This is a genomic window from Nocardiopsis mangrovi (assembly GCF_042653925.1).
GTDB classification, from domain to species: domain Bacteria; phylum Actinomycetota; class Actinomycetes; order Streptosporangiales; family Streptosporangiaceae; genus Nocardiopsis_B; species Nocardiopsis_B mangrovi.
In genome coordinates this window covers 1-25671 of the sequence record NZ_JBHSFQ010000019.1, presented here as the reverse complement: position 1 = coordinate 25671, position 25671 = coordinate 1, and the positions used below count along the sequence as shown (strand labels likewise).

Below are 25671 nucleotides of genomic sequence, written 5' to 3'. Positions count from 1 at the left end.
CCCCTGTGGTCGACCTCCCGGTCCCGGCCCCGCGATCGGTGCCGGCCCGCGGCCCTGTTACACGGGCGCGTCCTCCCGCGCCGGCGCCTTCTCGGCCTCGCGGCCGCGGCGCAGGAACCCGCGCACGATCGGCACGATGATGACGGCGGCGAGGAGCAGGAACAGCGTCCCGGAGATCGGGCGGGTCACGAAGCCCGTCGGGTCGCCGTCGAAGACGAGCAGCGACCGGCGCAGGGAGCTCTCCAGCAGCGAGCCCAGCACGAAGGCGAGGACCAGCGGCCCGGGCTCGAAGCCGAACTTCTTCATCAGGTAGCCGAGCAGGCCGAAGACGATCACCAGGACGATGTCGAAGACGTTGTTGCGCACGGTGTAGACGCCCACCAGGGTGATCAGCACGGTGATCGGGGCGAGGATCGCCGGCCGCACGCGCAGGATCTTCACGAACAGCCCCACGAGGGGGATGCTCATGATCAGCAGCAGGACGTTGCCGATGTACATCGAGTTGATGACGCCCCAGAACAGCTCCGGCTCCTGGGACACCAGCTGCGGGCCGGGCGCCACGCCCTGGATGAGCAGGGCGCCGAAGATCATCGCCATCGTGGCGTTGGCGGGGATGCCGAGCGTGAGAAGCGGGATGAACGACGATGTGGCGGCGGCGTTGTTGGCCGTCTCGGGTGCGGCCACGCCCTCGATCGCCCCGCGGCCGAACCGTTCGGGCGTGCGGGAGCGGCGCTTCTCCAGGGCGTAGGCGGCCAGCGAGGACAGGGTGGCGCCGCCGCCCGGCAGGATGCCCAGTACGAAGCCCAGCACCGATCCCCGGCCGATCGCTCCGGCCGACTGCCGCAGGTCCGCGCGGGAGGGCCAGGTGTTGGCGACCTTGGCGGGGGCGGCGGCCGCCCGGTGCCGCTCCTCCAGGTTGTGCAGGATCTCGCCGATGCCGAAGATGCCCATCGCGATCGGCACGAAGTCGATGCCGTCGGACAGGGACAGCGAGTCGAAGGTGAAGCGCTCGGCCCCGGAGAAGGTGTCGCGGCCCACGGTCGCCAGGAGCAGCCCCAGGCAGGCGGCGACGATCGCCTTGACCCGCCCGCCGTTGCCCACCGTCGCGACCAGCAGGATCCCGAGCAGGGCCAGCGCGGTGTACTCGGCGGGGCCGAAGTCCAGCGCGAAGCCCGCGACGAGGGGGGCCACCAGGGACAGCGCCACGATCGACGCGGTGCCGCCCACGAAGGAGCCGATGGCCGCGATCCCCAGCGCCGTCCCCGCCCGCCCCTGGCGGGCCAGCGCGTGCCCGTCGAAGACCGTCACCACCGATGACGCTTCCCCGGGCAGGCGCAGCAGGACCGAGGTGATGGTGCCCCCGTACTGCGCCCCGTAGAAGATGCCCGAGAGCATGATGATGGCCGTCACGGGCTCGATCCCGAAGGTGATCGGGAGCAGGATCGCGATCGTGGCCGCCGGCCCGAGGCCGGGGAGCACCCCGACCAGCATCCCGATGACGACGCCGATCAGGCAGTAGAGGAGGTTGGTGGGTTCGAGGACGACACCGAACCCGTCGACCATGGAGGCCAGGGAGTCCATCGGCAGCTTCCTAAGCTTCCTAGAAGAGGTGGGGGATCGGCACGGCCAGCAGGCCCACGAAGACCACGTAGAAGGCGACCACGATGAGGACCGACGCCACCGCCGACAGCCGCCAGGACTCGCCGCCGAGGAAGCGCAGCCACACGAAGGCCAGCAGGGCCGAGGGGATCTCGAACCCGATCACACCGATCACGGCGACGAACCCGACCATGGTGGCCAGGCCCGCCAGGACCTTCCAGGACGCGGCGGAGAACGCCTCGGTGTCACGGGTGCGTCCCGCCATGAACAGCAGCGCGACCCCCAGGGCCGCCGTCGCCGCGCTCACCATCAGGGGCCAGGTGCCGGCCCCGGGGCGGGCGGGTTCCCCCGGCCCCAGCGCCCAGGCGCCGGCCATGCCGGCGGCGCCCAGGGCGACGACCGCGATCCCGACCCCGATGTTGGCCGCCGTTCCGAGCGGCGCCGGGGCGTCGTGCTCGTCGGTGCCGTCCGGGGTGCCGGCGCCGCCGTCCGGCCCGGAGGCGGCGGGCGCGCCCGGTTCGGGCTCCCCCCCGGGCTCGGGCGCGCCGGGCGGGGAGGCGGCCGGCGCGCTCTCCTCCGCGCGCCTGAGCCAGGGGGCCCTCACTGCTCCTCCCCCAGTTCGATGCCGTACTCCTCCACCATGGCGGCGTAGTCCTCGCGGTAGCCGTCCCACTCCTCGACCAGCTGCTCGGGCTCCACTTCGTGGGCGCTGAAGAGGTTGTCCTCGTTGAACGACCGGTACGCCTCGGTCTCGAACGCCGTGCCGAACGCCGAGCGCAGGCTCTCCAGGACCTCGTCGGGCGTGTCCTTCGGCGCGGCGACCGCCCGGTACTGGGAGACGAGCACGTCGTAGCCCGACTCGACGGCGGTGGGGACATCGGGCATGTGCTCGCTGCGTTCCTCGGCGAAGGTGGCCAGGGGGATCAGCTCACCCGCTTCGACCTGCTCCTTGGCCTCGCCGAGCTGGACGGCGGCCACGTCGACCTGCCCGCCCAGGACGGCCGTCAGGGTGGGCGCGCCGCCGTCGAAGGGGACGTGGGTCGCCGAGACCTCGGCCTGCTGGAAGAGCAGCTCCTGGGCCAGCTGGCTGCCGGTCCCCACGCCGGTGCTGCCGAACGTCAGGTCCTCCCCCTGGTCGACGAGGTCGTCGAGGGTGTCGATGTCCGATGAGGCCGGCACGACGAGCACGTAGTCGTCGCGGGAGATCCCGGTGATGACCTCGAAGTCGCCGACGCTGACGGCCTCCTCCTCCGACACCGCCAGGGGGGTGATCGAGGTCAGGGAGGCGTTGAGGATGAGCAGGTTGTGGCCGTCCGGGTCCTGGCCCGCGACCTCGTTGGCCGCGAGCGCGCCGTTGGCGCCGGGGGTGTTGACCACCGGGATGGCGACGCCGAGGTCGTCGTCGGCCCCCTCGGCCAGGGCGCGGGCGATCAGGTCGGTGCTCCCGCCGGGTTCCGCCCCCACAACGAGGGTGATCGGCCCACTGGGGAACTCCCCCGCACCGCCTCCGGACAGGTTTCCGCCGCAGCCTGTGGCGGCCAGGAGCACCAGCGCCGTCAGGGCGGGCACCGTGCGCGCGGGTACAGCGCGTCGCCTGTTCGGCAGTCCGGTCATGGGGTCCTCCTCGTGTGTCGCACCCACCGCCCCGGGGATGTGAAAACGGTCACCCGGGTGGGTGAGTGGCAGCATAGGAGGATTGATCCATGCATGTCCAAGTCGAAATAGGCATAAACCGATACCTTCTACGTATCATCTGATCCGCCGACCCGGACTCCGCTCCAGGGGCACGATCCGCACCTATTACCCACTTAATAGGTATGTTTTACTGGTTTGGTTAGTTTTGATCGACCAGGAGGGAGGTGCCGGGTGGGTATCGGGGATCCCGCGGACGGCGGCGCGGAAGCGGACGGCGGCGGGCCGCTGCTGCGGCTGGAGGGGGTGGCCATCGGCTACCGCCGGCCGGGCGGCTACGTGCCGGCCGTGGAGGGCGCCGACTTCGAGGTGCAGCGGGGGGAGACGACCATGCTCCTCGGGCCCTCTGGGTGCGGGAAGTCCACGCTGCTGAAGGCGGTGGCGGGGTTCCTCCGGCCCGATGCCGGGCGCATCACGTTCAACGGGCGCGCCGATCTGACGCCCGGCCCCGACCGGGCCGTCGTCTTCCAGGAGCTCGACCAGCTCTTCCCCTGGCGCACCGTGCTGGGCAACGTGGCCTACGCGCTGCGGGCCACCGGGACCCCGCGCGCCGAGGCGCGCGAACGGGCGCGCGAGCACGTGGAGCTGATGGGGCTCGGCCACGCGCTGGACCGCTACCCCCACCAGCTCTCCGGCGGGATGAAGCAGCGGGTCGCCATCGCGCGGGCGTTCGCCCTCTCCCCGCTCATGCTGCTGATGGACGAGCCGTTCGGGTCGCTGGACGCCCAGACGCGGGACCGGCTCCAGCGGGAGCTGTCCGAACGGGCGCGGCGCACCGACGTCACCATCCTCTTCGTCACCCACAGCATCGACGAGGCGGTCCTGCTCGGCGACCGCGTGGTGGTGCTCGGCGGACGCCCCTCGCGGGTCCGCGACATCGTCGGAGTCACCGGGGTCGAGCGCCCCGACAGCGAGGAGTTCATCGAGGCCCGGCGGCGGCTGCGCGCCCTGCTGGCCGCCGATGACGCAGCCGGGCCGCACCACGCCCCCGACGACGCAGAGGAGCCGCGCCATGCCGCCGTCGACTGAGACCGCCGTCGCCGGGCCCCCGGCCGCCCCCGCCCCGGCGGCCCCCTCCGGGCGGACCAGCGGGCACGGCCGCGCCGACCGCCCCGGCCCGTGGTCGCGCCTGCCCACCTGGCTGCGGCGCACCGCGCTGCTGGTGGCGCTCGTCGCGGCATGGCAGGGCTACGTGACCGCCGCCGGCGTCAGCCCGCTGGTGTTCGCCGGCCCTCTGGACGTCGCGGCGGCCTTCGCCGAGGGCTGGACCGGCGGGGCGCTCGTGGGACCGACGCTGACCACCCTGCGGCTGCTGGGTCTGGGGATGGCGATCGGGATGGCGCTGGCCCTGCTGCTCACCGCGCTGGCGGTCGGCACCCGGTTCGGCGACGACCTGCTCTCCCTGCTCACCGCCATGATCAACCCGCTGCCGTCGGTCGCGGTGCTGCCGCTGGCGATGCTCTGGTTCGGCCTCAACGAGACCGCCCTGGTGTTCGTCGTGGCCAACGCCGTGCTGTGGCCGATGGCGGTGAACGTCGGCACCGGCTTCCGGACGGTGCCCGCCACGACGCTCATGGTCGGCCGCAGCCTGGGCCTGCGCGGCTGGCGGCTCATCCGCGACGTGCGGCTGCCCGCCGCTCTGCCGCACGCCATCGCCGGGGTCAAGACCGGCTGGGCGTTCGGCTGGCGCACGATCATCGCCGCCGAGCTGGTCTTCGGCGTGGCCGGAGCACAGGGCGGGCTGGGCTTCTTCATCAATGAGGCCCGCTACTACCTGGACATCCCCGGCGTCTTCGCGGGCCTGGTGACGATCGCCCTGATCGGGATCGCGCTGGACCTGCTGTTCACCCTGCTCGAACGGCGCACAGTGGTGCGCTGGGGCATGAAAGAAGGAGCGACCATTTGAGTACGACGACCACCGGCCCCGGGCGGCGGGATGTGCTGCGGGGCGGGCTGGGCCTGCTGGCCGGGGCGGCGGTGATCGGGCCCCTCGCGGCGTGCTCGAACGGCGAGGGAGCGGCCGGGTCGACCGGCGAGGTCGCCATCGCCAGCGGGCACGGGATCAGTTACGCCCCGCTCACCATCATCGAGGCACAGGGCTGGCTGGACGAGGACCTGCCCGGCCACACCGTGAGCTGGCAGATCCTCAGCGGCGGGTCCGCCAGCCGCGACGGCCTGCTCGGCGGCAGCCTCCAGGCGGGGACCAGCGGCCTGGCCCCCTACCTCCTGGGCTGGGACGCCGGCGTTCCGTGGCGGATCGTCACCGGTCTCAACAACATGCCGCTGTGGATGGTGGCGATCGACGAGCGCATCCAGAGCCTCGCCGACATCACCGACGCGGACCGGATCTCCTCGCCCCAGCCCGGGTCCATCCAGTCCATGGTGCTGGCGCGCGCCGCGCGGGAGGAGTTCGGCGACGCCGACCGGTTCACCGCCAACCTGGTGGCCATGCCGCACCCCGACGCGCTCCAGGCGCTGATCAGCGGGCAGATCGCGGCGGCCGTCACCTCGCCGCCGTTCCAGTACCAGGCCGAGGAGGAGGGCGCGCGGGTGCTGCTGGACAGCTACGACGTGTTCGGCGGCCCGCACGGGTTCAACGTTGTGGTGGCGCTGGAGGAGTACGCGGAGCAGAACCCCGAGGTGATCGAGGCCGTCCACGCCAATGTCGCCCGCGCCAACGAGCTGATCGCCGACGACCCGGGCGAGGCCGCCCGCATCCTCTCCGAGGCCGAGGACGGCGAGATCGACCCGGAGCGGTACGAGGACTACCTCACCCGCGACGGCATCGAGTTCACCACCACCCCCCAGGGGCTGGAGGACCTGGGCGCGTTCATGGCCGAGATCGGCGAGATCGACGCCGGGCCGGAGGACTGGCGGGACCTGGTCTTCGATACGGTCGCCGAGGAGCAGGGCGGCTAGCCGGCCCGGTGGGGGCACCGGGCGGCGGGCCCCGACCGGGGCCCGCCGCCCCGGCCGTTCCCCGGCCCCGACCCGTCGGGGCCGGGGTTCCCGGTCCGCTCCCGCTCGGGGCGGACCACCTCATCGCGATCGCCGAAGTGCGCCGTGCGGTACCAGGACACCGACCGGGCGGGCCATGGTCGTGTGCGGCGGCCGCGCAGGATCGGGGCCATGAATCCCCTGCCGGGCGGGTCGCCTCGTCCGGCGGCGCCGTTGCGACACCCCCGTCGGCCCGGCCCCGGCGGGAACATCCGCCGCCGGCGGGCAGCGCCGGTGGATCGCGAGCGCGGCGAGGTAGAGGTAGAGGTAGTAGAGGTAGCCGCGCCGGATCGAGATGCGCTCGGTGGGAGAACAGGGCCGGGGCTCCGCCGCCGCATCGCGGCCCCGCTCAGCCGCCGCGTCGGATGGGTCACGGATTTAATCCTACTAAATAGGTAGACTTAATCGAGTTTATCTCGCATGATTAAGACCATGCTCACCCGACGTAGCGAACACCCGGCCCTTCGCCGCCTCGCGGTGGTTCCGCCGCCCCACGCGGCCGCCGGGACCACCGCCGACCTCCCCCTTGCCGACCTGCCGCTCTCGGACGAATCCGAGACGCTCCTCGGCGTCGTCCCGCTGGAGGACGACGGAAAGCTGATGATCGTGGTCGGACGCGTCGTGGACGCCGATGGCGCCCCGGCCCCGGGGGCGCCCTCCCCCTTCGACGAGGACGACGATCCGGCCGACGACCTCGTCATCGACCGCGCCACCTGGCGGGTCACCGCCCGGGGCGCGCCCATCGACATGACCTACCAGGAGTTCCGGCTGCTCGACCGGCTGGCATCGGCCCCGGGCCGGGTGTTCTCCCGCACCGAGCTCCTGGAGAGCGTGTGGGGGACGGCCGGCGACCTCCAGACCCGGACGATCGACGTGCACATCCACCGGCTCCGCCGCAAGCTCGGCCCCCTGCGCAACCGCCTCTCCACGGTCCGCCGGGTGGGCTACGTCTACCAGCGGATCTGAGGCCGCGACACCGGACGGGGCGACCGGCCCGGCCGCGAGCCACGGCACCGCGGCCCGCCGATGCCGACCATGCCGGGCACCGGTTCGGCACCGCCGTCGATCCGCCGCCGCGGAAGCGCGCGACGACCCCCCTTTCGCCTCGCGCTTCCGCGTCGGATCCGACACCGCCGGAACGGCGCGCACGCAGGCCGGGCACGGAACCGGACCGGGAACAGGAGCCCGGCCACCGGGCAGGCGGCCCGCGGCATGGTCCGCCAGTGCGCACACGCCCCCTGCGCCGGGCGGCGTGCACCGCCACCGGCCCCGGCCCCGGCCCCGACGCCCCGACCCGGGCGCGAGCGGCGCCCCGGCACATCCATGACATGAAGACGTGATCGAAACACGGAGGGTGTGATCCGGGTGCCACGGGGTGCGCCTCCGCGGCCGAGCGGCCCGGCGGACACCCCGAACCCGCTGCGCGCCCCGAACACCCGGAGCGCCGCCGCTCCGGCTGCGCGGCTCCGTGCGGGCGCTCGGCGGAGCGCCCGCCCCGGCCCGACCGCCGGAGCGGGCGGCGCCGTCAGGCCGGGTCGTCGCCGGGCGGCGCCGGCTCGGTGGGCAGGCCTGCCGCGGCCCAGGCGCGGAAGCCGCCGATGAGGTCGGTCGCGCGGGTGAGCCCCAGGTCGCGGAGCTGGGCCGCGGCGAGGCTGGAGGCGTAGCCCTCGTTGCAGAACACGATGATGCGGCGGCCGGGGTCGCCGGCCTCGGCGATGCGGTCCGGGCTGGTCGGGTCGAGCCGCCATTCCAGGACGTTGCGCTCGATGACGACCGCGCCGGGCACGACGCCCTCGGCGCGCCGGTAGGCGGCCGGTCGGGTGTCGACCAGCAGCGCGCCGGCCGCCGCCTCGGCGCGGGCCTGTTCGGGGCCGACCCGGTCGAGCCGGGCGCGGCTGCGCTCCAGCAGCGCGTCGATCGCGCTCATCGCGCGCCGCCCGCCGCCGGTGCCGGTCGCTGCGCGCCGTCACGGGTGGGGACGTCGTCGAGGACGACGGTCCCGGGCTCCGGTTCGTGGGTGAGGATGCTGTGCGTGCGGGTCAGGGCCCCGGTGCCGTCGACCCGGTAGTACGACATCGCGGTCAGGGGCGGCGAGTAGGCGTGCACGGTCACCGCGGGGGCGGCGGTGAGGTTCACGACGTCGTGGACGTGGCCGAGGGGGAAGGCGGCGCCGCCTCCGCCGGACAGCGGGCGCTCGTGCAGGCCGGCCGCCCAGTAGCGTTCGGTCAGGCTCCCGCTGACGACCGTCAGCGCGCCCAGCGACCCCGCGTGGTCGTGGAGCGCGGTGGACTGGTCGGGGGTCCAGCTGATGAGCCAGACGTCGGCGTAGGCGTCGCCGCGGAGCCGCACCGACCAGCGGTTCTCCGCGTCGAAGCGGATCTCGTGCAGCCCGCGCCGGACCTCCTCGGCGGTGGTGGCGGTCAGCTCGACGAGCCGGTCGAGCGTCAGCGGGGTGGGCGCCGTCGCGAGGACGGGGCTGTGGTCGATGGTCATGGGCGTCTTTCCGGTTCGATGCTGGTCAGGACGGTCTCACGCGGTCCGCCGGTGACACCGTTCATCGAAGAGGAGGCCGCGCCGCCAGATGCGGCGGGCCGGATCGGTCGTCGCTGCCATGATCAAAGTTAACCATATTTCCTACAGGGTTAGTGGGTAGAGACGCACCGAAGATCCGACGGCACACTGCCACCGCGCGACCCGGCGGACCGCACACGGGCGCGAACCGGAATGGACCGCTGCTATTTCCTACTTTTTCAGTTGACAAAGTCTTCTTACTCGGCGACGCTTGCACCGTGGCACTCCGGAAGCGCGGATCCGGAGCGCCGCAGGGGCGGTGGCCACCGTGCGGGAGGTGGCGCCGCGGCCGGGGACGGCGACCTCGCCCCCAGGCCGTCCCACGCCGCCCGGCATGACCGCGCCGGGGGCGATCGGCACGTGCGGCGCCCATCGCCCCCGGCCCGGCCGACCCCGTCCGCGCCGCCACCGGCCGCCGATCCGACACCGACCACACCCGAGCCGCCGCGCACACCCCCCGCGCGCCACGCCGGGCACCCCCGCCTCCCGGCGATCGGGAGTCCGCCGTGCTTTATTCCAGATAATTCACGTAGGAAATTCCGACAATCCGCTCCGCCCCCGCCGGCGGCCGGGACGTTCGGGGGACGCCGCACCCGCGGCAAGGAGGTCGATCCATGTCCGAGCCGACCGGCACCCGCCACGCCACCGACCGCGGCGGAGACGACCCGGCGGCCATCGCCGGAGCGCTCGCCGGCCGCCTGGCCGAGGGCGCCGGCGACCGCGACGCCGAGCGGCGGCTGCCCTACGCCGAGGTCGCCGGGATCGCCGCCGACGGCCTGCTCGGGATCAGCGTCCCGACCGCGCACGGCGGCCCGGGCGCGGGGCCCGCCACCGTGGCCGAGGTCCTGCGCCTCATCGGCACCGCCGACCTCAGCATCGCCCAGGTGCTCCAGCCGCACTTCGCCTTCCTCAACGCACTGCGGCTGCGCGGCGGCCCCGCCGCCCGCCAGCGGCTCTACTCCGACGTCCTCAAGGGCACCCTGGTCGCCAACGCCCAGGCCGAGCGCGGCGGTGCGCACTCCCACGACCAGCAGGCCCGGCTGGAGCGCGCGGCCTCGGGCGGCTGGACCCTCACCGGCACCAAGTTCTACGCGACCGGGTCGCTGTTCGCCGGCTGGCTCGCGGTGACCGCGAAGGCCGATGTCCCCGGCGAGGCCGAACCGCAGACCCACATCGCCTTCGTCCCCCGCGAAGCCCCCGGCCTGCACGTCGAGGACGACTGGAACGGCATGGGCCAGCGGACCACGGGCAGCGGCACGGTGCGGCTGGACCGGGTCGAGGTCGCCGATGAGCTGGTGCTCCCCCACTACCTCACCTTCCGCGAACCCACCACCTACGGCGCCTACGCCCAGCTCCTGCACAGCGCCATCGACGTCGGGCTGGCCCGGGGCGCCCTCACCGAGGCCGCCCGGTTCGTGCGCACCACGAGCCGCCCCTGGTCGGAGAGCGGCGCCACCGAGGCGTCGGCGGACCCGCTCACCGTGCAGCGGTTCGGCGAGCTGGAGGTCCAGGTGCGCGCCGCCGAGGCGCTGCTGTCCACGGCGGCCGGCCGGGTCGCCGACGCCGACGCCGGCCCCACCGACGCGTCCACCGCCGAGGCGTCCATCTCGGTCGCCGCCGCCAAGGTCGCCGGCGGTGCGGCGGCCGTCGACGTCGCCGGCGCCCTGTTCGAGGTGGCGGGCACCCGCTCGGCCGGCGAGGACCTCAACCTGCACCGGTTCTGGCGCGACGCCCGCACCCACACCCTGCACGACCCCGCCCGATGGAAGGTCCAGCACATCGGCCGCTACTCCCTCAACGGTCAGCGGCCGCCGCGCCACGGCCAGATCTAGCCGGGCACGGCGCGGCCGGTCCGCACCGGCCGCAGCGGTCGCGCCCACGACCGCGAACCGTCCGCGAAAGAAGGATTCTCATGGCATTGACGTTCCACTGGTTCCTGCCGACCCAGGGCGACAGCCGCGGCATCGTCGGCGGCGGCCATGGCGTCGAGGTCGGCTCGGCCTGGCGGACCCGCGAGCCCACCATCGGCTACCTCACCCAGATCGCCCGGGCCGCGGAGCAGCTCGGGTTCACCGGGGTGCTGACACCGACCGGCGCGTGGTGCGAGGACTCCTGGCTGAGCACCGCCATGCTCGTCGCCGCCACCGACCGCCTGAAGTTCCTCGTGGCGTTCCGGCCGGGGCTGCTGTCGCCCACGCTCGCCGCCCAGATGGCATCGACCTACCAGCGGCTCAGCAAGGGGCGCCTGCTGCTGAACGTGGTCACCGGGGGCGAGGCCCACGAGCAGCGCACGCACGGCGACTTCCTGGACAAGGACGCCCGCTATGCGCGGACCGACGAGTTCCTGGAGGTCGTGGACCGGCTCTGGAAGGGCGAGACGGTCGACTTCGCCGGCACCCACATCACCGTCGAGCAGGCCGTGCTGCACCGGCGCCCCGACCCGGTCCCCCCGGTCTACTTCGGCGGGTCCTCCCCCGCCGCCCTCGACGTCGCCGCCCGGCGCGTGGACACCTACCTGACCTGGGGCGAGCCGCCGCAGGCGGTCGCCGAGAAGATCGGGAAGGTGCGGGAGCGGGCCGCGGCGCACGGCCGCGCCCCGCGCTTCGGCATCCGGCTGCACGTCATCTCGCGGGACACCGCGGAGGAGGCGTGGGCCGAGGCCGACCGGCTGCTGTCCCACCTCACCCCCGAGACCATCGAACGGGTGCAGTCGGGCCTGTCCCGCAGCGAGTCGGAGGGCCAGCGGCGGATGCTCGCCCTGCACGGCGGGCGCACCGACGCCCTGGAGATCCACCCCAACCTGTGGGCCGGCGTCGGCCTGGTCCGCGGCGGAGCCGGGACCGCGCTGGTGGGCAGCCACCGCGAGGTCGCCGACCGCATCGAGGAGTACGCCGCCCTGGGGATCGACGAGTTCGTCCTGTCCGGCTACCCGCACCTGGAGGAGGCGTACTGGTTCGGCGAGGGCGTGCTGCCGCTGCTGGCCGGGCGCGGCCTGTGGCGCCACCCCGACCGCCCCGCGGGCGCCGCGGGCCCCGCCGCCCCGGCCGTCCCCTTCTCCGGGCCCGCCGCGGCCGTCCCCCAGCCCACCGGCTGACGGCCCCCGCACGTTCCCTCCCCCGGCCCGGAACCTCCACGAGGAGTCCCCAGATGAGCACCACCGTCCTGATCGGCAACCCGCGCCCGGGCTCCCGGACCGCCACGGCCGCGGTCGCCGCGGCGCGCCGCGCGGCCGACGCAGCGGGCCGGACCGGCCCGCTCGACGTCATCGACCTGGCCGATCTCGCCCCCGTGCTGCTCGCCCGCGAGCGGCACCCCGACGTCACCGCCGCGCTGGAGCGCGTGACCGCCGCCGAACTGCTGCTGGTGGCCAGTCCCACCTACAAGGCCACCTACACGGGGCTGCTGAAGGTGTTCCTGGACCTGTTGCCGGGCGGTGCGCTGTCGGGGGCGGTGGCCCTGCCGCTGCTGGTCATGGCGTCCCCGGCGCACACGCTCGCCGTCGAGGTCCACCTGCGCCCGCTGCTCGTCGAACTGGGCGCCACCGTGCCCGGCCCGGGCCTGGCGCTGCTCCAGGACGATGTCGACCGCCTCGACGACGTCCTCGCGCCGTGGGCCGAGCGCATCGCGCCGCGGATCGCCGCGGCGCTGCCCGCGCGGGCGGGCGGATGATCCCTCCGCGGCGCGGCGACCCGGCGGCGGGGGCGTGTCCCGCCCCCTCCGCCCACCATCCGGCACGCACCCGAAAGGAGAGCGCCATGCGCAGCGCGCACGCCGCGCCGCCGTCGCGCGCCCCGGACCGGCGACCGGTCGACGCCGACCGGTTCCGCCAGGCGCTCGGCCTCCACCCGGCCGGAGTGGTCGTCGTCACCGCCGATGCCGCCGGGGAACCGGTCGGACTCACCGCCACCTCGTTCACCAGCGTCAGCCTGGCACCGCCGCTGGTCGCGTTCTACATCGCGGAGTCCTCGGCCACCTGGCCCAAGCTGCGGCGCGCCGACGCCTTCGGCGTGCACCTGCTCGCCGACGACCAGGCGGCCGTGGCGGCGCGCTTCGCCGCCAAGGGGGTGGACCGGTTCGGCCCCCCGACGGCCTGGCGGCGCGGCGCCTGGGGCGTGCCGCTGCTCGACGACACCGCCGTGCGGCTGCTGTGCCGCCGCGGCGACACCCGGCGGATCGGCGACCACTGGCTGGTGGTGGGCGAGGTCGTCGAGGCCGAGGTCACCGCGCCGCGCCCGCCGCTCCTCTACCACCAGGGCACCTTCGGCGGCTTCACCGCCCGGTCCTGAACATCGGGTTCTCATCCGCGGTGCACCCGGCGGTCGTGGGCCGCTGCGCTCGATCGCCGGGGTCGGTCGGACGGCGGCGCGCGATCGACCACGCCCCCGGACTCCGAGCGCGCGTCGCCTATGCGCGGGAACCGGCACCCGAACCGGCCCCGGCCGCGACCATCGAGTCCCACCCCTCGCCGGCGGAATGCGGGTCGATCACACCGGGGCGGTCAGGTGGCGGGCGGTCGTCGCCAGGCGGACGAGGACGCGTGTGCCTCGGAGCGGATCTCATCGGTGACCGACCGCCGCTCGGGCGTGTCCGGGTGCGTGCGGTCCCATGCCGGGTAGAGGTCGAGCCAGCGCCCGCGGCCGAGGCCGGTGTAGCACAAGTGGACGTGGACGGCGGCCGCCGGTTCGCCGGCGGCGCGGCCCGCCGCGGTCGCCACCGGCCCGGGGCGCCACCGGCGGATAGCGCGCGTACGGGCTCGCCCATCGGGCGGGGGCCGTCGGCGTCGCGGCCGACGTCCGTGCCGGCGGTCAACGGCGTGCGGCCGGGCGGTTTCATCGGGTGATCTCGGGGCGACGCGCCCGCTTGCTCTTGGCCTCGGTGGCCGCCTCACGTATTATCCCTACTAAACCGGTAGAAAAAGAGACCGCACCCCCTGCCGAACGGGAAGGCCCCCATGCAGACCATCGTCCTCCTCGGACTCGTCGGCTTACTCGCACAACTCGTCGACGGCAGCCTCGGCATGGCCTACGGCGTCACCTCCACGACGCTGCTCCTGTTCATCGGCACCAACCCCGCAGCGGCGTCGGCCACCGTGCACCTCGCCGAGATCGGGACCACCCTGGCCTCAGGGGTCTCCCACTGGCGGCTCGGCAACGTCGACTGGAAGGTCGTGCGGCGCATCGCGCTGCCCGGCGCCATCGGCGCCTTCGCCGGCGCCACGTTCCTGAGCAGCCTCTCCACCGAGGCCGCCGCCCCGATCATGAGCGGCATCCTGCTCGCGCTGGGCCTCTACATCCTCGTCCGCTTCACCGGATGGGGCACCCCCCGCGGCAACCTCGGCAAGCCGGTGCGGCGGCGCTTCCTCGTCCCGCTCGGCCTGCTCGGCGGCTTCGTCGACTCCACGGGCGGCGGCGGCTGGGGCCCCGTGGGCACCCCCGCCCTCCTCGCCAGCGGGCGGATGGAGCCGCGCAAGGTCGTCGGCTCCATCGACACCAGCGAATTCATCGTCGCGCTGGCGGCGAGCCTGGGCTTCCTGGTCGGCCTGGGCGCCGCCGGGGTCAACTACGCCTGGGCAGCGGCGCTGCTGATCGGCGGTGTGATCGCCGCGCCCATCGCCGCCTGGATCGTCCGCCACTTCCCGCCCCGGGTCCTGGGATCGGCGGTGGGCGGCCTCATCGTGCTCACCAACACCCGCACCATCATCCGCTGGCTGGAGGTCCCGGACGGCGCCCAGACCGCCGTCTACGTCGTCCTCTACCTCGTCTGGGCCGCGGCCGTCGTGTGGTCGGTCCGCGCGCACCTGGCCGACCGCCGGCTGCACGCGGAGGCCGCGGCGCCGACCGCCACGCCCGAGGAGCCCGGTCCGGGCGAAGCGGCCGGAGCCGTCACCGACACGGCCCCCGGCGGCACCGGAGACTCCCCCCGCATCGAGGCACGCGACTGACCCGTCCGGAGACGGGCCGGGTGCCGCCGCCCCGACACCGCCGGGCGCCCCGTCCGCTGCCCGGCACCGCCGGGCAGCGGACCCTTGACGCTGGACCGCTCCGCCCCCGTGGCGGCGACCATCCCGGCCGCCACGGCGACGCGGGGCGGTCCAGCCCCTGTCACGGCCCGGCCGCCGGCCGGCGGGTCACTCCCCCGCGCCGGCGACCCGGGAGGCGGGGCCGGGTGCGCTCTCGGTGCGGTAGGCGTCGAGCACGGTCACCTGGTAGCGGGCCTCGCCGTCGGCCGGGGCGGTGTCGGTGAAGGTGCGCGGGCCGTCGCCGCCCGCGCCCACGACCGCCACCAGGTTCTCGGCGTCGGCGAGGTCGCACAGGTCCTCGCCCGCCCCCGGCACGCGGTACACGGCGTAGGACCGGGCGCCGTCGACCTCGTCCCAGCGCAGCTCCACCTGGTCGGACTCGCGCGTGGCCGTGACCTCCCCCACGGGGTCGGGGACGCCCTCGGCCCCGTCGGCCTGCGGCGGCAGGGCCGGGCGCGGATAGTGGTCCTCGACGAGCCGGTCCATGGCGGCGCTCGCGCGCCCGGTGAGGTCCTTCATCGAGAAGTACACGTCACCGGTCACCTCGGGGCGGTCCCGGCTGAAGTCGAGCTGGCGGGAGAGCGCGTCGGCGCCCTCCCAGTCGTCCTCGCCGACCCGGTAGGCCGCCTGGCCGATGTAGAGGTCCACGCCGGTCCCGGCCACCTGGTCGGACCACCAGGGCACGAGCTCCTCGTAGTCGGCGGTGGCGAAGCCGCGGTGCCAGTAGAGCTGCGGGACGATGTAGTCGACGGTCTCCTCGCGGATCCACGCGCGGGTGTCGGCGTACTGGGCGTCGTAGGACTGGAGCCCGCCGGTCGCCGAGCCCTCGGGGTCCGATGCGTCGTTGCGCCAGATCCCGAACGGCGAGACCCCGAACCGCACCCAGGGCTTGGTCTCGCCGATCCCGGCGTGGACCTCGGCGATGAGGGTGTCGATGTTGCGGCGCCGCCAGGAGTCGCGGTCCTCGGCGCCGCCGTGCGCCTCGAAGCTGGCGTCGTCGTCGAACTCCTCCCCCTCGGCGGGGTAGGGGTAGAAGTAGTCGTCGAAGTGGACGCCGTCGATGTCGTAGCGCTCCACGACGTCGAGCACGACGTCGACCACCCACGCGCGGACCTCCGGGTTGCCGGGGTCGAGGTAGCCTTCGTCGCCGTACTCGACGAGCCACTCGGGGTTGCGCCGCGCGGGGTGGTCGTCGGTGAGGTTCTCCAGGTCGGGGTCGGCGAACCCGACGCGGTAGGGGTTGAACCAGCCGTGCAGCTCGAGCCCGCGCTCGTGGGCCTCGGCCACCGCGAACTCCAGCGGGTCGTACCCGGGGTCGCCGCCCTGCTCACCGGTGAGGTAGCGGGCCCACGGCTCCAGCTCGGACTCGTACATGGCATCGGCGGTCGGCCGGATGTGCAGGAAGACGGTGTTGAGGCCGAGCGCCCGCGCCCCGTCGAGCCGCTCGCGCAGCTCCTCCCGTTGCTCCTCCGCCGAGAGCCCGGCCTCGGAGGGCCAGTCGATGTTGCGGACCGTGGTGAGCCACGCGCCGCGCATCTCCCGCTTGGGGAACGCGGGGTCGGCCTCGCAGTCCTCGGGGATCGGGTCCGGCCCGGGCGACGCCTGGGCCGCGGTGTCGCCGGATCCGGCGCCGTCCCCCGACGGGGCGCCGAAGCACCCGGCCAGCAGTGGAAGCGCCGCGGCCGCGGCCGCCCCGCGCATCCGCCACCCCATGACGAGGTCACCTCACCCTCTGTGGACCGTCTGCGGTTCGTCACGTTTCCGCCACAGCCTAAGGGCGGCCGGACCCCGGTCCGGCCCATCGCGCGGAGCCCGGACGCGACCGCGGACGGAACAGGCTCTTGCTGATCTATAGACTGGAATGTCGTGACGACCGTCCGCGAAGCCGCACCTCATCCCACCGTCCGCACCGTCCCCCTGCGCGCGGGCGGCGGTCTGCTCCGCCACCTGCCCGCCGACGCGCCCATGGCGTGGGTGCACGAGGGCGAGGGCCTGGTGGCGTGGGGCGAGGCCGCGCGGATCACGCTGCCGGCCGAGGACGACCCCGGCGGCGTCGCCCGCTTCGGCGAGGCGGCGGCGTGGCTGGCCGATCTCGCCGCGCGGGCCGAGGTGCACGATGCCGTCGACGCGCCCGGCACCGGCCCGGTCGCCTTCGGCGCCTTCACCTTCGATCCCCGCTCCGCCGGCTCGGTACTGGTCGTGCCCCGCGTCATCGTCGGGTCGCGCGACGGGCGCGCCTGGCTGACCACCATCGGCGACCGCGCGGAGGCCCACCCCGGCGAGATCCTCTCCCGGGTCACCCCCATGCGGCCCGTCGGCCCGCTGACCTGGAGCGAGGGGGCGCTGGAGCCGAAGGAGTGGGAGGCGGCGGTGGCGACCGCCGTGGCGCGCATCCGCGGCGGCGCACTGGCCAAGGCTGCGCTGGCCCGGGACACCTTCGCCGACGCCGAGCGCGGGATCGACGCGCGCACCTTGCTGGCGCGGCTGGTCCGCGCCTACCCCGGCTGCTACACGTTCTCCGTCGACGGCATGGTGGGCGCGACCCCCGAACTCCTGGTGCGCCGCGAAGGCGACCGCGCGGCCTCCCTGGTGCTGGCCGGGACGCGCCCGCGCGGCGAGACCCAGGACGACGACGACATGCTCGCCGCCGACCTCCTGGCCTCCACCAAGGACGCCGAGGAGCACCGCTACGCGGTCGACTCGCTGCGCGAGGCCCTGGAGCCGCTGGCGGAGGAGGTCGAGATCCCCGACCGGCCGCGGCTGCTCCAGCTGGCCAACGTGCAGCACCTGGCCACGCCGGCCCGCGCCACGCTGCTGCCGGGTGCGACGACGCTGGACGTGGTGGCCGCGCTGCACCCCACGGCGGCGGTGGGCGGCACGCCCACCCCCGCGGCGGTGGAGCTGATCCGCGAGATCGAGGGGATGGACCGCGGGCGCTACGCCGGGCCGGTGGGCTGGATCGACGCCGCGGGCAACGGCGAGTGGGGCATCGCGCTGCGCTGCGCCCAGATCACCGGCTCCCGCGCGCGCCTGTTCGCCGGCTGCGGCATCGTCGCCGGATCCGACCCCGAAACGGAGCTGGCGGAGTCGGAGGCCAAGCTGCGGGTGATGCGCGAGGCCCTGGCCGACTGACCGCCCCGGGCCGGCCCACCGTCGCTTCAGTCCGCGGTGTCCTCCGGGGAGGTGCCGGACGGGCGTACGGGGCCGTAGCCGAGGACCGGGCCCAGGTAGCCCAAGAGCAGTCCCTTCAGCTCGGCGAGGACGCGCCGGCGGTCGTCGCCGCCGGCCGCCATGATCATCGGGAACACGCCGCGGGTGATGGCGATGGCGACCTTGGCGAGCAGGTCGAGCCGTTCCTCGGGCAGCCCGGGGACCCGGCGCGCGAACAGGGCGCGCAGCCGGTCGGCGATCCCGCCGTTGAGTTCCTGCGCCGCGCGGGCCAGCCGCGGCGAGGTGGGCGACCCGTGGAAGAGCACCCAATAGGCGGGGCTGTCCGCTTTGAACGCCGCCATGGCGTCGACGACCCGGTCGATCAGGTCGGGCAGCGGCAGCCGCGCCACGTCCTCGGTGAGCTGGGCGTCCCAGAACCCGTGGGAGCGCTGGACGAAGCGCGGCACGAGCGCGTCCAGGATCTCGTCCTTGTTGCGGAAGAACTGGTACAGCGATCCCGGGGAGACGCCGGCGCGCGCGGCTATGGCGTTGGTGGTCGCGTCCTCGAAGCCGTTCTCGGCGATCACCCCCTCGGCGGCGTCGAGGATCTCCGCCATGCGGCGGCGCCCCCGTTCCTGCCGCCGCACGACCGCCGACTGTTCGGACTCCATGGCCACCGCCGTCCTTCCACCGCGCTTGACGAATACGAGCGAATACTCGTAGTTTATGCCCACTGGAAAATGCGAGCGCCCTCTCGTATTAGATCGTCCGACTCCGGAGCCCCGTCGACCGCCCACGAGCGCCGGACCCACCGGAGACCCGAGTAGGCGCCCCTCGCCCACCCCTGCGGACCACCCGGCCACCCCCTCCTGCGGACACCACCCGGACCCCACAGGCGCACCCACAATTCCACGACATGAACACGAATAAATGATCGTGTTCGACGAAGGACCGCAACGATGCCAGCATCCCTGCCCCGCCCCAGCCCTCCCCTGGCCCGGCTCGGCCGGTTCACCGCCCGCCACCGGTGGGCGGTCATCGCCGCGGGCCTCGTCGCCCTGATCGCGGCCGCCGTTGTGGGAGCCCCGGTCATCGGGCAGCTCTCCCTCAACCGCTACAGCGCCCCGGGGTCGGAGTCCGACCGGGTCGCCGTCGCCCTCGACCGGACCTTCGGCACCGGCAGTCCCGACCTGGCGCTCCTCGCCACGGTCGAGGACGGCACCGTCGACGACCCCGCCGTGCGGGAGGCGGGACGGGACCTGCACGAGCGGCTGGCGGCCGCCGACGGCGTCGCCGACGTCCGCTCCTACTGGAACGGGGACGGCGCCACCCTGCGCTCCGACGACGGCACGAGCGCGCTGCTGCTGGCCCGGCTGCCCGGTGACGCCGATCATGTGCGCGGCGACGTGCTCCCCCGCCTCGCCTCGGAGTTCGAGGGCGACGGCGGCGCCGGGATCACCGTCGGCCTCGGCGGCTCCGAGGAGCTGTTCCGCCAGGTCGCCGCCGAGTCCTCAGCCGACTTCGTACGCGCGGAGATGATCATCTTCCCGGTCCTCTTCGTGCTCCTGGTGATCGTGCTGCGCGGCCTCGCGCTGCCACTCGTCCCCCTGGTCCTGGGGGTGTTCACCATCGCCGCGACCCTCGCGGTGTTCCGCGTGGTCACCCTCTCCACCGACCTGTCCACCTTCGCCCTCAACATCACCCTGGTCATGGGCATGGCGCTGGGCGTGGACTACTGCCTGTTCGTCATCTTCCGCTTCCGCGAGGAACTGCGCGCCGGCCGGTCCACCGAGGACGCCGTCGCCGAGACCCTGCGCACCGCCGGGCGCACGGTGCTGTTCAGCGGGGCCACGGTCGCGGTGGCGTTCGCGGCCCTGTTCGCGCTGCCCTTCGACTTCCTGCGGTCCTTCGGCTACGCCGGAATCACGGTGGTGCTGTTCGGCATGGTCGCGGCGCTGGTCCTGCTGCCCGCCGTCCTGGCCGCCTTCGGCCCGCGCGCCGCACGCGGTGTGTTCCTGCGCCCCGGAGCGGCGCGCCCGGCGGGCACCGGGTTCTGGCACGCCACCGCCGGCCGGGTCATGGCCCGGCCGATGCGCTACGGCGGAGCGGTGCTGGCGCTGCTCCTGGTCCTGGCGGCCCCGGTGCTGGGCATCCGCTTCGGCCTGCCCGACGAGCGGGTGCTGCCGGAGTCGGCCGAGGCCCGCCAGGTCTCGGAGCGGATCCGCGAGGACTTCACGGCGGAGGAGGGCGACGCCGTCCAGGTGGTCACCGAGATGGCCCCCGGCGACGACCGGGTGGCGGCCTATGCCGCCGGCCTGTCGCGCATCGACGGGGTGGTGCACGTGGACTCCGCAGCGGGGACGTTCACCGACGGCGCGCGCACCGCCGCCCCCGGGGCCGGCACCGCCCGGTTCGGGGCCGCGAACGCCGGCACCACCTGGCTGTCGGTCGTACCGAGTGTCGCTGCGCTGGAGAGCGCCCCGTTCGCCCTGGTGCAGGAGGTCCGCGCCGCACCGGCTCCCGCCCCCGCCGAGGTCGGCGGCTACCCCGCCGAACTGCTGGACTACCGCGACGGGGTGACCGACCGGCTGCCCCTTGTGGTCGGCCTCATCCTCGGGCTCAGCTTCGTCCTGCTCTTCCTGCTCAGCGGCGGCCTGCTCCTACCGCTCAAGGCGACGGTGCTCAACGTGCTGAGCCTGGCGGTGATGTTCGGGGTCCTGGTGTGGGGGTTCCAGGACGGCAACCTGTCCGGGCCGCTCGGCTTCACCGCGGCCGGGACGCTGGAGACCAACATCCCCCTGCTGATGTTCTGCATCGCCTACGGGCTGTCCATGGACTACGAGGTGTTCATGATGGCCCGGATCAAGGAGGAGTACGACCGCACCGGCGACACCGCCGCCGCGGTGGCGGCGGGGCTCCAGCGCAGCGGGCCGCTGATCTCGGCAGCGGGCGCCATCCTGGCGGCATCCTTCCTGGCCTACGCGACCTCCGGTGTCGTGCTGCTCCAGATGCTCGGCGTCGGGCTGGCCCTGGCCATCCTGGTGGACGCGACGCTGATCAGGGCCGTCCTGGTCCCGGCGTTCATGCGCGTGGCGGGCCGTGCCAACTGGTGGGCGCCACCGCCGCTGCGGCGGCTGCACGCGCGGATCGGGCTGAGTGAGTCCGGCCCGCCGCCGGCGCCCGCCGACGTGCACCGGGCGCCGGCCCGGTCGGCGGGATGATCGCGGTCCTCCCGGCCAGCGGCGCCGCGGACGGCGGCCGCGGCGGGACGGGAGGACGCCCCGCCCCGCCGCGCGGGGTCACGCCAGGCGCGCGGGGAAGCCGCCGGTGGCCACCGGCCCCCAGCGCTCGGGGGTGATGCGCAGCAGCGACTTGCCCTGCCGCCGCATGGCGGCGCGGTACTCGTCCCAGTCGGGGTGCTCGCCCGAGATCGCCCGGAAGTACTCCACGAGCGGTTCGACCGCGTCCTCGCCGTCGACGACCTCGGCCGCGCCGTCGACCTGGACCCAGGGGCCGTTGAAGTCGTCCGACATCACCAGCACGCTGACGGCGGGCTCGCGGACGGCGTTGCGGGTCTTGGCCCGCTCGGGGTAGGTCGAGACCACGATCCGCCCGGAGGTGTCCACGCCGCAGGTCACGGGGGACGCCTGGGGGCCGCCGTCGGCGCGGCGGGTGAGCAGCACGGCGCGGTGGCGCGGCCGGAGGAAGTCCAGCAGCTCCTCGCGCGAGACGCGGGTGTTGGTCGCGATGGACGGGCTCATCTCGGGCTCCTGTGCGCAGTGGGCGAATGCGGGATCGGCCGGGGGCGGTGGACGGTGACGAGGAAGGAGGCGGTGACCGGGGCGGGATCGGGCAGCGCCGCGATCCGCTCGGCGAGGTCGGCCGCCGACAGGTGGCGGGCGCTGGGCCCCATGCCGACGGCGGTCGCGATGTCGCCGTGCGGCAGCAGCAGCGGCACGTCGAGCTCCTCGCGGTGCTCGCGCGCGAAGCGCTCGCCGAGCGTCCGCCCCATCCGCTCCTCCTTGCGCGGGTCGACCGTGACCAGCCCGAGGGCGCCGGTGAGCTCCGCGAGGTGGCGCGTCGTGGGCCCGGCGACGATCAGCGCGCCATCGGGGCGCAGCACGCGGTGGAACTCGGCGCCGTCGCGCGGGGCGAACACGTTGAGCAGCACGGCCGCCGTGCCGTCGCGCATCGGCAGGCCCCGCCAGGCGTCGCAGGCGGCGGCGCCCGCACGGGGATGGGCCTTCGCGGCGCGGCGCAGGGCGTATTTGGAGACGTCCAGCGCCAGGCCGGCGGCGCCGGGGTGGTCGTCGAGCACCGCGGCCAGGTAGCGGCCGGTCCCCGCTCCGATATCGGCGACGAGGCCGCCGGCGGGCGCGTACTCCCCGGTCAGGGCGGAGATCCGGCGGGCCAGGGGCGCGTAGTGGCCGGCCTCCTGGAACGCCTGGCGGGCGGCGACCATGTCGGCGGTGTCGCCGGTCCCGGCGGGGCGGCGCCCGGTGAGCAGGCTGGCATAGCCCTCGCGGGCGACGTCGAACCCGTGCCCCTGGTCGCAGCGCAGCGCGCCGCCCGCGGGCGCCAGTCCCGCACCGCAGTGGGCGCACGCCAGGGCGGCCAGCACCTCCGGGGGCATCCGCAGCCGGCCGAGAACGGCGTGGGGACGGTGCTCGGTGCTGCTCATGATCACTCCACCCTATCCGCCGCGCCGCCCGGCCCCCACCGCCGCCGCGCACGGCCGCCCGGGGCCGCGGGCCCGGCGGTGGGATCCGCATCGAGCGGGCCGGGGCGCCGCGCCCGCGGCGCCCCGCAGGCCGCGCGGGGTGCGCCCGCCGCCGCGGCACTAGGCTTTCGGGCGATCACCGCCGCTCCTACCATGGAAAAGGTGTCGCACGTTGTCCGAGAACCGCGCATCCACGGGCTCCACCGGCCGGCCGACCGTCCTGCTGCTCAACGGGCCGAATCTCAACCTGCTGGGGGTGCGTGACCCCGCCCAGTACGGCACGACCACGCTGGCCGACATCGAGAAGCGGGTCACCGACCTGGGCGCGGAGCTGGGCGCGGACGTCGAGTGCGTGCAGAGCAACCACGAGGGCGTCCTGGTCGACCAGGTGCACCGGGCCCGGGAGCTGGACGGGATCGTGCTCAACCCGGGCGCGTTCGCGCACTACAGCATCGCCCTGCGCGACGCGGTGGACGCCGTGGACACCCCTTGCGTGGAGGTGCACATCTCCAACGTCTACGCGCGCGAGGAGTTCCGGCACACGTCGGTGACGGCACCGGTCATGCAGGGCTACATCGCGGGGTGCGGGGTCACCGGGTACGAGCTCGGCCTGCGCGCGGTGCTGGCGCGCATCGGGCGGCCCCGGGGGTGACGCCGGCCGCGGGCACGGGGGCGCGGCGGGCGGGCCTGCGGGGTTTCCCACAAGGCCCCCGTTCTGCACACGGCGCCACCTGTTGTTAAATTCGTCGTCGGTGTCCGATCACCGCAGGTTCACCCGCCGCCGCCGGGCGGGCCCCACGTGGGCACCCCTGGCACCGGCACCGACCGAGAGGGATTGACGAGGCCGTGCAGCAGCCGTCCGCCTACCGCGTGTTGTCCGCCACCGCCGTCGCCGGCGCACTGGCCCTGACGACCGGATGCGGCAGCGACAACGCCGTACGCGGCAACGACCCGCTCCCCACTCCCGAGGGCATCGCGTGCGCCGAGGGCAGCATCTCCGCATCGGGCTCCAGCGCGCAGGAGAACGCCATGCAGACCTGGGTGGCGGGCTACCAGACCGCGTGCGCCGACGCCCAGGTCTTCTACAACTCCATCGGGTCGGGCGGGGGGCGCAGCCAGTTCATCGACGGCGCGGTCTCCTTCGCCGGCTCCGACGCCGCCCTGGACGACGAGGAGGCCGCCGAGGCCCGGGAGCGGTGCGGCTCGGCGGCGATCAACCTCCCCGGCTACATCGTGCCGATCGCGGTGGTGTTCAACCTGGAGGGCGTCGATTCGCTGAACATGTCGCCCGAGGTGATCGCCGGGATCTTCAACGGGGACATCAGCAGGTGGGACGACCCCGCCATCACCGCCGACAACCCCGACGCCGACCTGCCGGACGCGGCCATCACCCCCGTGTCCCGCTCCGATGAGTCGGGCACCACGGAGAACTTCACCGAGTACCTGGCGGCCGCGGCCGGCGACGCCTGGCCCCACGAGCCGGGCGGCCAGTGGCCGGTGCCCCCGGCCGAGGCGGCCCAGGGCAACAGCGGCGTGGCCCAGGCGGTCAAGGCGGGCGAGGGCACGTTCGGCTACGTCGAGGCGTCGCACGTCGGCCACATGTCGACGGTCGACGTCGAGGTCGGCGACGAGTTCGTGCACGTCTCCCCGGAATCGGCCGGGGCCGTCGTGGCGAACTCCCCCGAGCGCGAGGGCAACGGCGAGCACGACCACGCCCTGGAGCTGGACTACGGCACCACCGAGCCCGGCACGTACCCGATCGTGCTGGTGAGCTACGAGGTCGCCTGCCTGGAGTACGCCGACGCCGGCGAGGCCGCCAAGGTCCGCGACTTCCTCGGGTACGTGATCAGTGAGGAGGGCCAGCAGGCCGCCGCCGACGAGACCGGATCGGCCCCGCTGCCCGAGGAGACCCGGGAGGGGCTGCGCGCGTCGGTCGACGCGATCAGCGGGCCGGAGTAGCCGGAGGGCGGCCGCACCGCGGGGCGCCGCCGGGCCCGGCCCGCCGCTCCCGCACACGCACGCACCCGGACATGTCACATCACCTGCCGAAGTGGTGTTATGGCACAGTGTTATCGTGGCCTGTGTGCCGGGGTCCGGGTGTGTGCCCGGCCGGTGTCTTCCCCCACCGGCCGGACCGCTGCCGGATCCCGCGCGCCGGGCCGGCGGGCCGCACGGGCGCGCACGCGGCGGACCATGGGCGCCTCGCTGCGGCCGTCCTCCGCGACGATGCACCCATGGCCGTGGTCGGCACCGCGTTCAGGCGTGCGTGCCGTCGCCGCGAGCGGCGTGCGCCGTCCTCACGACGCTTGCGACCCTAACCCGGCCCTCTGACAATCCTCTGACGGCCCCGGCGCACCCCCACCCGATCCGCTCGTCGGCCCGCGGATACGGCGGCGCCCCGGTCCAGCCCTCCGCCGGGGGGACCGGGGAGCCGCGACGGCGGGTCAGACCCCCGAGCGGTGCCATCTACATCCTCACTGTCAATCGGCGCGCCCGTCCGCCGCCCGGACCGCCGCGTGCCACCGCCGCCCCCGGGCGCTCCCCCATCGGCCCCTCGGGTCGATCACGCAGCGTGTTCCCAGCTCACGTGAGGGTCAATTGCGGGACCCGCGTGTGCAGGTGTGTGATCGCGGGCATCTACCATGGCGCCGTCGAACAATTCCCGCCCGGGCGCGGCCGCCGCCCCTGACGGCCGGCCATCCGTTCCCCGATGCCCGGCACCGGGGCGGGCACCTTTCGTGCCCCTCGCAATGGAGCAGAAGAATCTTGGACGTTCAACCGTGGGTGTGGGCGGTGACCATCGCCGTGCTGCTCGGTGTCATCGCCGTCGACTTCATCATCACCGCCCGCAACCCCCACGAACCCACCATGCGCGAAGCCGGCGCCTGGATCTCCGTCTACGTCGGCCTCGCCATCGCCTTCG

At 74.4% G+C, this 25671-nt stretch carries 23 protein-coding genes; 13 read left to right on the top strand and 10 right to left on the bottom strand.

The annotated features are described in order from the left end of the window. Positions 1–57: 57 nt before the first annotated feature. From ACFO4E_RS18745 to ACFO4E_RS18735, 3 genes are read right to left on the bottom strand one after another with little or no spacing between them, the layout of a single operon-like run. Positions 58–1581, bottom strand: a complete 1524-nt coding sequence (locus tag ACFO4E_RS18745) for a tripartite tricarboxylate transporter permease (protein ID WP_378576572.1) — start codon at positions 1579–1581, stop codon at positions 58–60. 19 nt (positions 1582–1600) lie between these two features. Further along, entirely contained in the window at positions 1601–2203 is a 603-nt protein-coding gene (locus ACFO4E_RS18740; RefSeq protein ID WP_378576570.1) for a tripartite tricarboxylate transporter TctB family protein, read from the bottom strand. Next, positions 2200–3213, bottom strand: a complete 1014-nt coding sequence (locus ACFO4E_RS18735; RefSeq protein WP_378576568.1) for a tripartite tricarboxylate transporter substrate binding protein — start codon at positions 3211–3213, stop codon at positions 2200–2202. Before ACFO4E_RS18735 ends, ACFO4E_RS18740 begins: the two co-directional genes overlap by 4 nt. A 252-nt stretch (positions 3214–3465) precedes the next feature. Between ACFO4E_RS18735 and ACFO4E_RS18730 the strand changes: the two genes are divergently transcribed. The 4 genes from ACFO4E_RS18730 to ACFO4E_RS18715 all read left to right on the top strand — a co-directional run bounded on the left by ACFO4E_RS18730 (position 3466) and on the right by ACFO4E_RS18715 (position 7254). Continuing rightward, entirely contained in the window at positions 3466–4320 is an 855-nt protein-coding gene (locus ACFO4E_RS18730) for an ABC transporter ATP-binding protein (RefSeq protein ID WP_378576566.1), read from the top strand. After that, entirely contained in the window at positions 4304–5197 is an 894-nt protein-coding gene (locus ACFO4E_RS18725; RefSeq protein ID WP_378576564.1) for an ABC transporter permease, read from the top strand. Before ACFO4E_RS18730 ends, ACFO4E_RS18725 begins: the two co-directional genes overlap by 17 nt. Beyond that, positions 5194–6210, top strand: a complete 1017-nt coding sequence (locus ACFO4E_RS18720) for an ABC transporter substrate-binding protein (RefSeq protein ID WP_378576562.1) — start codon at positions 5194–5196, stop codon at positions 6208–6210. The genes ACFO4E_RS18725 and ACFO4E_RS18720 overlap by 4 nt, the downstream gene beginning before the upstream one ends. 510 nt (positions 6211–6720) lie before the next feature. Next, positions 6721–7254: a winged helix-turn-helix domain-containing protein gene (locus ACFO4E_RS18715; protein WP_378576560.1), complete on the top strand. Its 534-nt coding sequence runs from the start codon at positions 6721–6723 to the stop codon at positions 7252–7254. A gap of 559 nt (positions 7255–7813) precedes the next feature. Here ACFO4E_RS18715 and ACFO4E_RS18710 read toward each other — a convergent pair. Together ACFO4E_RS18710 and ACFO4E_RS18705 are read right to left on the bottom strand one after the other, a co-directional pair. Next, entirely contained in the window at positions 7814–8215 is a 402-nt protein-coding gene (locus tag ACFO4E_RS18710) for a rhodanese-like domain-containing protein (RefSeq protein WP_378576558.1), read from the bottom strand. Further along, positions 8212–8781 (bottom strand): cysteine dioxygenase, encoded by a 570-nt coding sequence (locus tag ACFO4E_RS18705; RefSeq protein WP_378576556.1) that lies wholly within the window; start codon positions 8779–8781, stop codon positions 8212–8214. The genes ACFO4E_RS18710 and ACFO4E_RS18705 overlap by 4 nt, the downstream gene beginning before the upstream one ends. Before the next feature lie 692 nt (positions 8782–9473). Here ACFO4E_RS18705 and ACFO4E_RS18700 point away from each other — a divergent pair. From ACFO4E_RS18700 to ACFO4E_RS18685, 4 genes are all read left to right on the top strand, one after another. Then, on the top strand, positions 9474–10691 hold the full coding sequence (locus tag ACFO4E_RS18700; RefSeq protein ID WP_378576554.1) for an SfnB family sulfur acquisition oxidoreductase: 1218 nt from the start codon (positions 9474–9476) through the stop codon (positions 10689–10691). 80 nt (positions 10692–10771) lie between these two features. Beyond that, the gene (locus tag ACFO4E_RS18695; RefSeq protein WP_378576552.1) at positions 10772–11953 is read left to right on the top strand and encodes an LLM class flavin-dependent oxidoreductase; all 1182 of its coding nucleotides are present in this window, start codon (positions 10772–10774) and stop codon (positions 11951–11953) included. Positions 11954–12006: 53 nt separating this feature from the next. Continuing rightward, complete coding sequence (locus ACFO4E_RS18690) at positions 12007–12528, top strand: NAD(P)H-dependent oxidoreductase (protein ID WP_378576550.1); 522 nt, start codon at positions 12007–12009, stop codon at positions 12526–12528. An 86-nt stretch (positions 12529–12614) separates the two neighbouring features. Continuing rightward, the gene (locus tag ACFO4E_RS18685; protein ID WP_378576548.1) at positions 12615–13145 is read left to right on the top strand and encodes a flavin reductase family protein; all 531 of its coding nucleotides are present in this window, start codon (positions 12615–12617) and stop codon (positions 13143–13145) included. Positions 13146–13357: 212 nt separating this feature from the next. Here the strand turns inward: ACFO4E_RS18685 and ACFO4E_RS18680 are convergent, their stop codons facing one another. Next, positions 13358–13573 carry a M48 family metallopeptidase gene (locus tag ACFO4E_RS18680; RefSeq protein ID WP_378576546.1) on the bottom strand — a complete coding sequence of 72 codons (216 nt, stop codon included), beginning with the start codon at positions 13571–13573 and terminating at the stop codon, positions 13358–13360. Between the two features lie 237 nt (positions 13574–13810). On the opposite strand from ACFO4E_RS18680, the gene ACFO4E_RS18675 reads away from it, so the two are divergent. Next, entirely contained in the window at positions 13811–14800 is a 990-nt protein-coding gene (locus tag ACFO4E_RS18675) for a sulfite exporter TauE/SafE family protein (protein ID WP_378576544.1), read from the top strand. A 186-nt stretch (positions 14801–14986) separates the two neighbouring features. Here the strand turns inward: ACFO4E_RS18675 and ACFO4E_RS18670 are convergent, their stop codons facing one another. Beyond that, entirely contained in the window at positions 14987–16591 is a 1605-nt protein-coding gene (locus tag ACFO4E_RS18670; protein WP_378576542.1) for a glycoside hydrolase family 10-like protein, read from the bottom strand. A 153-nt stretch (positions 16592–16744) separates the two neighbouring features. On the opposite strand from ACFO4E_RS18670, the gene ACFO4E_RS18665 reads away from it, so the two are divergent. Beyond that, positions 16745–18010, top strand: a complete 1266-nt coding sequence (locus tag ACFO4E_RS18665) for an isochorismate synthase (protein ID WP_378576541.1) — start codon at positions 16745–16747, stop codon at positions 18008–18010. Between the two features lie 26 nt (positions 18011–18036). On the opposite strand, the gene ACFO4E_RS18660 is transcribed toward ACFO4E_RS18665, so the two are convergent. Then, complete coding sequence (locus ACFO4E_RS18660; protein ID WP_378576539.1) at positions 18037–18699, bottom strand: TetR/AcrR family transcriptional regulator; 663 nt, start codon at positions 18697–18699, stop codon at positions 18037–18039. A gap of 288 nt (positions 18700–18987) precedes the next feature. Between ACFO4E_RS18660 and ACFO4E_RS18655 the strand changes: the two genes are divergently transcribed. Further along, positions 18988–21249 carry an MMPL family transporter gene (locus ACFO4E_RS18655; protein WP_378576537.1) on the top strand — a complete coding sequence of 754 codons (2262 nt, stop codon included), beginning with the start codon at positions 18988–18990 and terminating at the stop codon, positions 21247–21249. A gap of 78 nt (positions 21250–21327) precedes the next feature. Here the strand turns inward: ACFO4E_RS18655 and ACFO4E_RS18650 are convergent, their stop codons facing one another. Both ACFO4E_RS18650 and ACFO4E_RS18645 read right to left on the bottom strand, forming a co-directional pair. After that, the gene (locus tag ACFO4E_RS18650; protein WP_378576535.1) at positions 21328–21789 is read right to left on the bottom strand and encodes a PPOX class F420-dependent oxidoreductase; all 462 of its coding nucleotides are present in this window, start codon (positions 21787–21789) and stop codon (positions 21328–21330) included. Beyond that, the gene (locus ACFO4E_RS18645; protein WP_378576722.1) at positions 21786–22661 is read right to left on the bottom strand and encodes a putative RNA methyltransferase; all 876 of its coding nucleotides are present in this window, start codon (positions 22659–22661) and stop codon (positions 21786–21788) included. Before ACFO4E_RS18645 ends, ACFO4E_RS18650 begins: the two co-directional genes overlap by 4 nt. Before the next feature lie 259 nt (positions 22662–22920). On the opposite strand from ACFO4E_RS18645, the gene aroQ reads away from it, so the two are divergent. Together aroQ and pstS are read left to right on the top strand one after the other, a co-directional pair. Next, complete coding sequence (gene aroQ, locus ACFO4E_RS18640) at positions 22921–23400, top strand: type II 3-dehydroquinate dehydratase (protein WP_378576533.1); 480 nt, start codon at positions 22921–22923, stop codon at positions 23398–23400. Positions 23401–23594: 194 nt separating this feature from the next. Beyond that, the gene (pstS, locus tag ACFO4E_RS18635; RefSeq protein ID WP_378576531.1) at positions 23595–24707 is read left to right on the top strand and encodes a phosphate ABC transporter substrate-binding protein PstS; all 1113 of its coding nucleotides are present in this window, start codon (positions 23595–23597) and stop codon (positions 24705–24707) included. Positions 24708–25671: the final 964 nt, after the last annotated feature.

What these genes read in the sequence shown, in the direction of transcription:
- ACFO4E_RS18745 (WP_378576572.1), bottom strand. Translation starts at nt 1,581, where the DNA reads ATGGACTCCCTGGCCTCCATGGTCGACGGGTTCGGTGTCGTCCTCGAA.
- ACFO4E_RS18735 (WP_378576568.1), bottom strand. Translation starts at nt 3,213, where the DNA reads ATGACCGGACTGCCGAACAGGCGACGCGCTGTACCCGCGCGCACGGTG.
- ACFO4E_RS18725 (WP_378576564.1), top strand. Translation starts at nt 4,304, where the DNA reads ATGCCGCCGTCGACTGAGACCGCCGTCGCCGGGCCCCCGGCCGCCCCC.
- ACFO4E_RS18715 (WP_378576560.1), top strand. Translation starts at nt 6,721, where the DNA reads ATGCTCACCCGACGTAGCGAACACCCGGCCCTTCGCCGCCTCGCGGTG.
- ACFO4E_RS18710 (WP_378576558.1), bottom strand. Translation starts at nt 8,215, where the DNA reads ATGAGCGCGATCGACGCGCTGCTGGAGCGCAGCCGCGCCCGGCTCGAC.
- ACFO4E_RS18705 (WP_378576556.1), bottom strand. Translation starts at nt 8,781, where the DNA reads ATGACCATCGACCACAGCCCCGTCCTCGCGACGGCGCCCACCCCGCTG.
- ACFO4E_RS18700 (WP_378576554.1), top strand. Translation starts at nt 9,474, where the DNA reads ATGTCCGAGCCGACCGGCACCCGCCACGCCACCGACCGCGGCGGAGAC.
- ACFO4E_RS18695 (WP_378576552.1), top strand. Translation starts at nt 10,772, where the DNA reads ATGGCATTGACGTTCCACTGGTTCCTGCCGACCCAGGGCGACAGCCGC.
- ACFO4E_RS18690 (WP_378576550.1), top strand. Translation starts at nt 12,007, where the DNA reads ATGAGCACCACCGTCCTGATCGGCAACCCGCGCCCGGGCTCCCGGACC.
- ACFO4E_RS18685 (WP_378576548.1), top strand. Translation starts at nt 12,615, where the DNA reads ATGCGCAGCGCGCACGCCGCGCCGCCGTCGCGCGCCCCGGACCGGCGA.
- ACFO4E_RS18675 (WP_378576544.1), top strand. Translation starts at nt 13,811, where the DNA reads ATGCAGACCATCGTCCTCCTCGGACTCGTCGGCTTACTCGCACAACTC.
- ACFO4E_RS18670 (WP_378576542.1), bottom strand. Translation starts at nt 16,591, where the DNA reads ATGGGGTGGCGGATGCGCGGGGCGGCCGCGGCCGCGGCGCTTCCACTG.
- ACFO4E_RS18660 (WP_378576539.1), bottom strand. Translation starts at nt 18,699, where the DNA reads ATGGAGTCCGAACAGTCGGCGGTCGTGCGGCGGCAGGAACGGGGGCGC.
- ACFO4E_RS18655 (WP_378576537.1), top strand. Translation starts at nt 18,988, where the DNA reads ATGCCAGCATCCCTGCCCCGCCCCAGCCCTCCCCTGGCCCGGCTCGGC.
- ACFO4E_RS18650 (WP_378576535.1), bottom strand. Translation starts at nt 21,789, where the DNA reads ATGAGCCCGTCCATCGCGACCAACACCCGCGTCTCGCGCGAGGAGCTG.
- ACFO4E_RS18645 (WP_378576722.1), bottom strand. Translation starts at nt 22,661, where the DNA reads ATGCCCCCGGAGGTGCTGGCCGCCCTGGCGTGCGCCCACTGCGGTGCG.